This is a genomic window from Mesorhizobium sp. M7A.F.Ca.US.014.04.1.1, from assembly GCF_003998745.1.
GTDB classification, from domain to species: domain Bacteria; phylum Pseudomonadota; class Alphaproteobacteria; order Rhizobiales; family Rhizobiaceae; genus Mesorhizobium; species Mesorhizobium ciceri.
This window is the reverse complement of the sequence record NZ_RZRW01000275.1, coordinates 1-7700: the sequence shown is the minus strand read 5'-3', so window position 1 is coordinate 7700 and position 7700 is coordinate 1. Positions and strand designations below refer to the sequence as shown.

At 63.4% G+C, this 7700-nt stretch carries 9 protein-coding genes and 1 pseudogene; 4 read left to right on the top strand and 6 right to left on the bottom strand.

Translation table 11 applies throughout. The features are described from left to right. From EOA22_RS18670 to ftsE, 3 genes and pseudogenes are all read right to left on the bottom strand, one after another. A pseudogene (locus tag EOA22_RS18670) lies at nt 1–216 on the bottom strand (YdcF family protein); the annotation flags it as partial. A gap of 133 nt (nt 217–349) precedes the next feature. Beyond that, entirely contained in the window at nt 350–1345 is a 996-nt protein-coding gene (locus EOA22_RS18665) for an ABC transporter permease (protein WP_013529399.1), read from the bottom strand. Further along, nucleotides 1338–1997: a cell division ATP-binding protein FtsE gene (gene ftsE, locus EOA22_RS18660; protein ID WP_010911739.1), complete on the bottom strand. Its 660-nt coding sequence runs from the start codon at nt 1995–1997 to the stop codon at nt 1338–1340. The genes EOA22_RS18665 and ftsE overlap by 8 nt, the downstream gene beginning before the upstream one ends. Nucleotides 1998–2189: 192 nt before the next feature. On the opposite strand from ftsE, the gene EOA22_RS18655 reads away from it, so the two are divergent. From EOA22_RS18655 to EOA22_RS18645, 3 genes are all read left to right on the top strand, one after another. After that, entirely contained in the window at nt 2190–2834 is a 645-nt protein-coding gene (locus EOA22_RS18655) for a hypothetical protein (RefSeq protein ID WP_063169091.1), read from the top strand. Between the two features lie 181 nt (nt 2835–3015). Continuing rightward, complete coding sequence (gene hpt, locus EOA22_RS18650) at nt 3016–3558, top strand: hypoxanthine phosphoribosyltransferase (RefSeq protein ID WP_013529401.1); 543 nt, start codon at nt 3016–3018, stop codon at nt 3556–3558. Between the two features lie 74 nt (nt 3559–3632). Next, nucleotides 3633–4004 carry a response regulator gene (locus tag EOA22_RS18645; protein ID WP_063170346.1) on the top strand — a complete coding sequence of 124 codons (372 nt, stop codon included), beginning with the start codon at nt 3633–3635 and terminating at the stop codon, nt 4002–4004. Here the strand turns inward: EOA22_RS18645 and EOA22_RS18640 are convergent, their stop codons facing one another. Continuing rightward, nucleotides 4005–4952 carry a DMT family transporter gene (locus tag EOA22_RS18640; protein WP_024503766.1) on the bottom strand — a complete coding sequence of 316 codons (948 nt, stop codon included), beginning with the start codon at nt 4950–4952 and terminating at the stop codon, nt 4005–4007. Between the two features lie 222 nt (nt 4953–5174). On the opposite strand from EOA22_RS18640, the gene EOA22_RS18635 reads away from it, so the two are divergent. Beyond that, nucleotides 5175–6056, top strand: coding sequence for a LysR family transcriptional regulator (locus EOA22_RS18635; protein ID WP_024503767.1), 882 nt, complete (start codon nt 5175–5177; stop codon nt 6054–6056). Here the strand turns inward: EOA22_RS18635 and EOA22_RS18630 are convergent. Both EOA22_RS18630 and EOA22_RS18625 read right to left on the bottom strand, forming a co-directional pair. Then, entirely contained in the window at nt 6035–6406 is a 372-nt protein-coding gene (locus tag EOA22_RS18630) for a glyoxalase superfamily protein (protein ID WP_063169090.1), read from the bottom strand. The genes EOA22_RS18635 and EOA22_RS18630 overlap by 22 nt on opposite strands. A gap of 112 nt (nt 6407–6518) precedes the next feature. Next, a partial coding sequence (locus EOA22_RS18625; RefSeq protein WP_127390133.1) for a TIGR02302 family protein occupies nt 6519–7700 on the bottom strand: 1182 nt, incomplete at its 5' end.

Sequence of the window (7700 nt, the reverse complement as noted above, 5' to 3'; positions counted from 1 at the left end):
TGCCCGGGCCGGATGGGCGGGCGTCGTAAGGTGACTGACTTTGTTGGCGAACCAACCGAAACCGCCGGCAAACAAAGTTGCAAGGATGAGGACGGAGAGGGCGGACAGGCGCAGCGTGGCTCTTAGACGGCTCACAGCGCGGCGGTCATGCGAACGTGCAACCACCACTGGCATCTGCCCAGCCGTACCGGTCGAATCCCGCGCGTCCATCGCCATATGGTTAATCCTGAAATGCGGCCTTGGGTAGGTAAAAGACGCACTTTGCGTTACGCGAATTCTCTATTCGTGATCACCCTGTTTTATCCATGTCGTTGTCCCAAAACCGGTTCCCACTTTTGGGCGACATGAATTAGCCTGCATCCGGTTGGCGGACATCGATGTCGCTGAGATAGGCAACGACGGTGGCGTGCGAGGTTGCCGCCGTCAGTCCGCCGATCACCAGCACCATCAAGACGACACCGAGATAGCCTGCCGAACCGATGGCGAAATTGCCGAACAGGGCGGTCGCCTGGTCGGCCTGCGGCGTCGCCATATTGCGCGACGACCACCAGGAAAAGACGATGAACACGAGCACTGCGGCGGCACCGCCGGCCGCCGCTCCCTTCATGCCGGTGACCAGGAAATGCCGGCGGAATTCGCGCGCGATAAAGCGTGCCTCGGCGCCGACGAAATGCAGGACTTCGATGATGTGACCGTTGCCGGCCATGGCGCCGCGCGTCGCGAACACCACCGTCAGCACCGTCGCCGACAGCATCAGCGCCAGCACGGCAATGCCGATGGTCACCGTGGTGCGGGCCATCGCTACCAGCCGGTCGACCCAGGTGCGGTGATCGTCGAGCGATGCGCTCGGCAGTTTCGGGGTGATCGCGGCGCGTATGGCGGCGAAATCGGGCGGGCTGTTCTCGTCGATGGTGACGATGATCAGTCGCGGCACCGGCAATTCGTCGATGTTGAGGCCCGAGCCCAGCCAGGGCTCAAGGAGCCGCGCGGTCGCCTCGCGGTCGATGATCCGGGTCGCCTTGACGCCGGGGAATTCGCCGGCGATCTGCGAGGCCTGGGTAAGGGCTGCTTCCATGTCGAGGCCGTCGACCGGCTTGATCTGGATCGTTGCCTCACGTGAAATCTGGTTCTCCCAGACGGACGCTGTGTCGCGCACCAGCGTCACCGCGCCGAAAGTCAGGCAGGACAGGAAGGTCATGATGGCGATGACCAGCACCAGCGCCCGGCCGGCGATGTTCTGCGCCGGCACGATCGGCGCCATCCTGCGCTGGGCGCGCGGCTTTGCTTCGGTCGCCTCGGCGTCCTGCTCCCTTTCCACAAAATGTTCGGCGGACAGTTCAGTCATAGATGTCCAGCCTTCCCCCGGCCAGGATCATGCGGCGCGCGTCGACCTGCTCCATCAAGCCGAGATCGTGGGTGGCGATCACCACGGCGGTGCCGAGACGGTTGAGTTCGATGAACAGCCGCAGCAGGCGTCGCGCCAGCGGCGGATCGACATTGCCGGTCGGTTCGTCGGCGAGCAGGATTTCCGGCTGCTCGATCAGCGCCCGCGCGATCGCGGCGCGCTGCTTCTCGCCACCGGACAGAACCGGCGGCAGCACATGCATGCGTTCGCCCAGCCCGACCCACTTCAACAGCTCGGTGACATCGGTGCGGTAGCTCGCCTCCTCGCGCCCGCGCACGCGCAGCGGCAGCGCGACGTTCTCATAGGTGGTCATGTGGTCGAGCAGCCGAAAATCCTGGAACACCACGCCGATCCGGCGTCTGAGATGCGGCAGCTCGGTGCGGGAAATGCGGGAGCGATCCTTGCCGAAGATGGTGATCAGCCCGCGCGTCGGCTTCAGCGACATGAACAGCAGGCGCAGCAAGGTCGTCTTGCCGGCGCCCGAAGGCCCGCTGAGGAACTGGAAGGAGCGCTCCGGAATGTGCAGGGAGATGTCGCGGAGGATTTCCGGACCCATGCCATAGCGGAGGCCGACATTTTCGAAGCGAATCAATTTCGACGACCTGAAATTCGGCACGGCAGTGAGCCGGCCTGTTCTGGGTAAAGACCATCGGCCGGCATGGTTAACCGGCGGTTAATTCCTAGGCTCTTTCGACTCGTCACGAGGGCTCCGGTGGGGAAGCGTTAACCATTTGTGTTTACGCAAAAGAAACGAAAAGCGAACACGTGCTGCAATGCTGGGGCCATGATGGCTGACGATCGAACCGCGCGCCCGGTTTCCGGCGAAATCATGACCGATCCGACGGCAATTGCCGCGGCGGACCGGTTCATGCGCGGTTCGGCCGCCGACATCGTCGATGCCGATTACGTGGTGATGCCGCGCCCTGCACCTGCCGTGGAAAGCGTTTCGCCGCTGCCGCGTGCGATCGTGATGCCACCCATCGAGGGCATGGACATGCTGCGCAAGCCCGAAGCCCCGCCGGAGCGGCCGCCAGCCTCGCGCGGCGGGCCGATCTTCTGGATCGCCGGCATCGGCGCTGCCTTGGCCGCCTTCTGGGTTTCCGGCGGGCACGCGCTGGTGCGCCAGGTGCCGTTCCTGTCCAGCGCGCAAGCGTCGGCGCTCAGCATTTCGGGCGTCACGTCACGCGTCGATGCTTCCGGACCGAACCCTGCGCTGTTCGTCGATGGCGAGGCCGCCAATGACGGCGCCAAACCGGCGCAGCTGCCGCCGCTTGAAATCCGGGTGACCGGCAATGACGGGCACATCACCCGCTATACGTTGGGGACATCCGGCCGTTCGCTGGCCTCTGGCGAAAGATTCGGCTTTGCCAGCCGGCTCGACGTGCCTAGAAACGGTGTAAGAACTGTATCGGTCACCTTCGCCGAATAGCGTGTGCTGATATTCAGGTGAGACTGGCCGCAAACGGCGGTTTCCTGCGCTTCCGGTGCTCACGTACTTCAGTACGCTCCGCTCCGGTTCTCGGAAACCACCGTTTTCGACTCAGCCTGACCTGAATCTCAACACGTGCTGGGCGTGAACGCGTTTAGGCAAGAAATCAGCGGGGCGAAAAATGCCAATTGTACGCGGCAAGGACATCGAAGTCCTGTTTTCTGCATCGGCGATCGCGCGGCGCAATCTCGAACTCGCCAAGGAGATTGCCGGACACGACTACCATGACCTCCTGGTGATCTCGGTGCTGAAGGGGTCGTTCATCTTCGCCGCAGATCTCATCCGCGCCATGCACGATGTCGGCCTGTCGCCGGAGGTCGAATTCATCTTCATCTCCAGCTATGGCGCCGGCACCAGCAGCGGCGAGGTGAGGGTGCTGCGCGACATCGACAATGAGGTCGCTGGCCGCGACGTGCTGCTGATCGACGACATTCTCGAATCGGGCAAGACGCTGAGCTTCACCCGCGAGCTGATGCTGTCGCGGGGCGCCAAGAGCTGTTCGATCGCCGTGCTGCTCGACAAGCGCATGCGCCGCCAGACCGAACTCAATGCCGATTATGTCGGCTTCGACTGCCCCGACTATTTCGTCGTCGGCTACGGCATGGATGTAGCCCATGCCTTTCGCGAGTTGCCCTTTGTCGGTGTCGTCAAAGGGGATGCCTGAGCGGCAGCAAAAAGGTTTGCTGATCCTCAGCGCTTTCAGGAAAAGTCAACTTTTGGCGGCCAAATATGCCGGCCATGGCAAAGCTTCTGATCGTCGAGGACGATGAGTCCGTCCGCACCCTGGCCGCCCGCGCGCTTGAACGCGCCGGGCACACAATCGATATCGCGGCGGATGGCGCGCAGGGGCTTGCGCTGATCCAGGCCGCGCGTGGCGGCTATGATCTCGTCGTCTCCGATATCCGCATGCCGGAGATGGACGGCATCGAGATGGCGATAGCGGCGGCGACATTGTTTCCCGCCATCAAGATCGTGCTGATGACCGGCTATGCCGACCAGCGCGAGCGCGCCGAGGAATTGAACGGCATCATCCTCGATGTCGTGCAGAAGCCTTTCACGCTGGCTGAAATCCGCTCGCGCGTCGAACGGGCGCTGATCTGCTTCGCCTGATCAGGCTGGGTCGGCGGCAGCGAGCACAGGTGGAGTACTCTTGCGCCGTTCGGTGCTGAGCGCCAGCAGGCCGGCGCCGATGATCAAGGCGGCACCGATCACGGTCGTCGACCGCGGCACCTCGGCGAAGAACAGGAAACCCCACAGCGGCGACCACAGGATGCCGGTATATTCGAAGGTGGCAACGCGGTTGGCCGGCGCCATCCGGTAAGCCTGCGACAGCAGGATCATGCCGGCGGAGGCGACGAAGCCGCAGGCGGCCATCTTTAGAAAATCCGGCAGCGTCGGCCAAAGCCATGGCCGTACCAGGAATTCCAAGCTGGGGTGGACGGCGTGGGTTATGCCGGCAAGGTGAAACGCGCCGGCAACCACGGCGGCGCCAACCAGATAGGCGCCGTTCTGATAGAAGGCCATCACGGTGGACGATTCGGTGTCGCCGATCTTGCGGGCCATCAGCTGCGAAAAACCATAGAGCGCCGCCGAGCCCAGCGACAGCAGCGCTGCCCAGTCGAACAGCCCTGCGCCGGGGCGCAGCATCACGAGGACGCCGAACAAGCCGATCAGCACGGTTGCCAGTGTCTGCCAGGAGACGCGCTCGCCAAGGTAGGGCCCGGCGAGCACCATGATGAACAGCGGCGCCATGAAATAAAGCGCCACCGCATCGGCAAGCGGCAAGGCGGCGATGGCCAGGTAGTACATCGTATAGGAGGTGAACTGGATGAAGGCGCGCACCGTCAGCATGCCGAATCGCTTCGACAGGATCGCCCGCAAGCCAACATCAGCATGGACCAGAACGATGAGGATCGGCAGAGCGACGATCGAGCGGATCGCCATCACCTCGGTCACTGGATAACCGCTCGACACGGCTTTGACGAGCGGATCCTGCAGCGAAAAGACCAGCACGCCGAGGCACAGGCTCAGGATGCCGCCCACCATCCGATTTTGCATCTGCATCCAGGCTCCTGCGCGTACGATCCGAAGCTGCCGCCTGCGGGGTAAAAAGAACCCGCCACCGTTTCGGGCAGCGGGCACGAGTGAGGACTCTTGATTGGTCCGCGGCTGATTTCGCAGCCGCATATCCAATGGGTGAGGCGACTATCATCCGCCGTTTGACATGTTGCAAACGAATTGGAATGATGCCAGCAATCAAATTCTCTTATGGCGGATTTCATGCGGCCGACCCTCGACAGCGACCTCCTGCGCACCTTCGTGGCGATTGCCGAGACCGGCAATTTCACCAAGGCGGCGGAGCAGGCCGGCCGCACCCAATCCGCGGTGTCGATGCAGATGAAGAAGCTCGAAGATCTGATCGGCGCCAGCCTGTTCGAGCGCGGTTCGCGCGGCGTCGCGTTGACGCGGCGCGGCGGCGAACTCATCGTCAACGCCCGCCGCATCGTCTCGCTGCTCGACGAGACGTCGGCATCGATGGCGGCAGCGCCGCTTGGCGGGCCGGTGCGCATCGGCATTCCGGAGGAATATGGCCACGCCATCCTATCGCGCGCGCTCGGCGCTTTCTCGAAGCGTCATACGCAGGTCGAGGTCACCGTGCGCTATGCCCATTCCGGGGCACAGATGGCGGCGCTCGCTGCCGGCGAGCTCGATCTGTGCGTGGTGTTCGAATGGCAGGATCCCGCCGGCGGCGAAGTGCTGATGCACGACCCGACCGTGTGGGTGACATCGTCCCTGCATCACATGCATGAGGAACAGCCGGTGCCGATCGCGCTCTACAACCGGGCCGGCTGGTGCAAGGACTTCGCCATCAAATCGTTGGAGCAGCGCGATCTTGCCTATCGTGTCGCCTATACCAGCGACACCACCGGCGGCCTCAAGCTCGCCGTCACCTCCGGACTGGCGATCGCGCCGATCTCGCGCAGCAACATTCCGGACGGCTGTCGTGAACTGACCACGGCGGACGGATTCGGCGCCATCGATTCCTCGAACGTGGTGATGCACCGCAACCCGAACGCGTCAGGCGAGGCGATCGACGGCATGCAGGATGCGATCCGCGAAGCCTTCGTCAACAGGCTCAGTCAGCCGGCGGCATCCTCGTAGAAATGCAGCCTGTTGCCGAACGGATCGGCGACCGATACCTCGCGGGTCTTCCAAGGCGTCTCTTCCACGCCTGGCCTGGCGAAGCGGTAGTTTTTGCCGGTCAGCTCGCCATGAAGAGCCGTGATGTCCTCGACCTCGATGCGCAGGGCGATGCCGGGTGCACCGTCGCCATGATGTTCGCTGAGATGCAGGACGCAGCCGTCGCGGCCGATCGCCATGTAGAGCGGCGCGTCGTCGGCGAAGCGATGTTCCCACTGCACCTTGAAGTCGAGGAAGCCGACATAGAATTCACGCGCCTTGGCAATGTCGAAGATGCGCAGGATGGGTGTGACGGCGCCAAGTCTGGGCATGGTGGTGCAACCGTGCGAGAGGGTTTTCAGGTGGGATGGACGGGGGCGGCAATCCCCTTGTTTTTTCGCAATTCCGGACGGAAAACCGCTTCACACATTTCCTGGAATTGCTCTATTTCAGCTCGAGCAGCCGTTCCAGATAGCTGCGTTCGATGTCAGGGCTGAGCGCATTGCCGAGCCGCTTGCGGATCGCTTCCAGAATCTGGCGGGCGCGCTGGACGTCGATCTCGTCGGGCACCTTCACCGAATCGCCGAAATCGGGACCCTGGCTGGCGCGCGGCCGGCCGAGCGGATCGCGATCGGCGTTCTGCTGGCGGCCGCCTTCCTCGCCGCCACCCTGGTCGCCCTGCATGGCCTGCATCTGCTTCATCATGTCCTTGGCGCCCTTGCGCAGCGCTTCCAGCGCCCGGCCCTGATGGCCGACGGCCGCATCGCCTTCGCCCTCGCCGAGTGCCTGTTCGGCATTGCCCATGGACTTGCCGGCCTCGCCAAATCCTTCATTGGGCTCCATACCCATGCCTTCGAGGCCCTTCTTCAGCTGTTCGAGGTCGCTCTGCAACTGGCCCTGGCCCTGCTGCAGCTGTTTCAGCGCATCGGCGAATTCCTGGGGCGTCATCGGCTTTTGCCGGGCGAGCGGATCGCGGTCTTCGCCGACGCCGGGTCTGTCCTCGTCCTGGCCGCCTTCGCCGAGCTGCTCGTCACGGTTCTGCCCGCGCTGGCGCTCGCCGCGCTGCATCTGATCCATGCGGAAGGTGTCGTTCATCATCTCCTGCTGACGGCGCAGGATCTCGCCCAACTTGTCCATCTGCTGGCGCATCTCGCTGTCCTGCTGGCCGCCTTGCTGCTGACGGCCGGCCTGCAGATTGTTCATCATGTCCTGCAGTTGCGACAGCAATTGCTGGGCCTTGTCGCGATCACCGGACTTCGCCAGGTTCTCGATCTGGTCCATCATGCGATCGATGTCGCTCTGGCGCAGTTCCTGGCCATTCTGCTGCATCTGCGGGGCGTTGGGATTTTGCTTGGCGCGCTCCGCGAATTCCTGCAGGAACTGGTTCATCGCCTCGCGCAGTTCCTTCATCGCCTTTTCGATTTCAGCGTCGCTGGCGCCATTCTTGATGGCGTCCTGCAGCGCCTGTTGCGCCTGGCGCAGCCGCTTTTCGGCGGCCGAAAGATTGCCTTCCTCGATGCCGAGCGCGATTTCCCAGAGATAGGAGACCTCGCTGCGCAATTGATCGTCGCTGTCGCCCATCTTCAGCCGGGGGCGGGCGCTCATGATGGCGCGGGAGTGGGACAT